General features: G+C 43.4%; 2 protein-coding genes. Both read right to left on the bottom strand.

Annotated features, from left to right (window positions below):
* Positions 1 to 202: 202 nt before the first annotated feature.
* A complete protein-coding gene (locus ACEYW6_RS36300; RefSeq protein ID WP_412983620.1) occupies positions 203 to 604 on the bottom strand; it encodes a hypothetical protein in 402 nt (133 codons plus the stop codon).
* Positions 605 to 677: 73 nt separating this feature from the next.
* Positions 678 to 926 (bottom strand): hypothetical protein, encoded by a 249-nt coding sequence (locus ACEYW6_RS36295; RefSeq protein ID WP_412983619.1) that lies wholly within the window; start codon positions 924 to 926, stop codon positions 678 to 680.
* Positions 927 to 1,177: the final 251 nt, after the last annotated feature.

Raw genomic sequence — 1,177 nt, 5'->3', positions numbered from 1 at the left:
TTGACAAAAGTTAGCTTCGACCCCCAACCGAGTTGTCGTTGACTGAAACGCGATCGCAATTGACGGCTGACTTCCTCTCTTCTACTTCCAACTTCCACCAACTAGCGCCGTGTTGCTGGAAGTTGAACTCGGAAGTTACCCAACGCGCAGCGCTGCCACCAGCCGTCAACGATTGCGTACAAAATCCACACAAGCCGATTTCTTATTTGCCAGATCCTTCTTGCAAGCTTTCGACGTACATCTGATAAATCTGGATGCAATGTGCTGGTTTACGCTCGAAGCCGCTTTCTGCCGTTTGAATAAAAGATTGCAAGGTATCAAGATTTGTAGATCCCTCGTCACCAGATGCCTTGGCTTTTTTGGTAAATGTGTAGACCATATCAGCTAAAGTCTGCTCATATTCAATGCAGAGTTTTTTAAATTTTTTAAATTCCTGCCTGTATACATCAATCTCCGCTGGCTGCTTTTTCCCATCCTTTAATGCCAAGGCAAATGGATAGTCGATTGTTTCATTCGCCTTTGCAGAAGGATTTTGTTGTGTTCGGGCATTTGCTGAACAACCAACTAGCAGCACCACCAATAGACCAGCAAGAAGTTTTTTCATGGGAATGTCTTATACTTAGATTCATCATGCCCATATCTATTACTTTTTACACACAGATATATTAGTAACAGGTTTACCCTTGATGGTCTCTTAACTCTGATAAAGGTTGGTAATCAATGTCTCCTGGCATTCGTTCCTCAGCGTCGATAATTTCCCACGCAACTGTAAAGGCTGCTTCCTTGGAATTGCAAAGAGAAACTTCACTAAATAATCTTCCTTGTGAGTCTTTGATCTGCAATCGCCAGTTCATTCCTGGGACTGGATCGATATCAACTTCAATGGTGTAGCCTTTGTAAACTTGTGTGTCGGCATTAACAGTCATAATTTTGGATCGTTCAATCGCGGTAGACTTTCAGTAAAAAGTTCCAATTCCTTCAACACTAGCGGCTTCGAGTAAGCGTCAGGCGGGATAAATAAAAATATAAGGCGCTGCCCGATCGCGCAATCGCACCCTATTTGGCATTGGGCCAAGATGGACGTATTTAGCAATTGATAACTGTTCGCAATAACTCTTGAGTGGCGCGACTCTCAACGGAGTAATAGGGATCGTGGCGTAGTAGACTGTCCATAATA

It is taken from the genome of Nostoc sp. UIC 10607 (assembly GCF_047228265.1).
GTDB lineage: Bacteria > Cyanobacteriota > Cyanobacteriia > Cyanobacteriales > Nostocaceae > Nostoc > Nostoc foliaceum_A.
The sequence above is the reverse complement of the archived record's forward strand: the minus strand, read 5'-3'. Positions and strand labels throughout refer to the sequence as shown.

Bases quoted from the DNA above. Each gene is read 5' to 3' on its own strand.
- ACEYW6_RS36300 (WP_412983620.1), bottom strand. From the start codon at position 604: ATGAAAAAACTTCTTGCTGGTCTATTGGTGGTGCTGCTAGTTGGTTGT.
- ACEYW6_RS36295 (WP_412983619.1), bottom strand. From the start codon at position 926: ATGACTGTTAATGCCGACACACAAGTTTACAAAGGCTACACCATTGAA.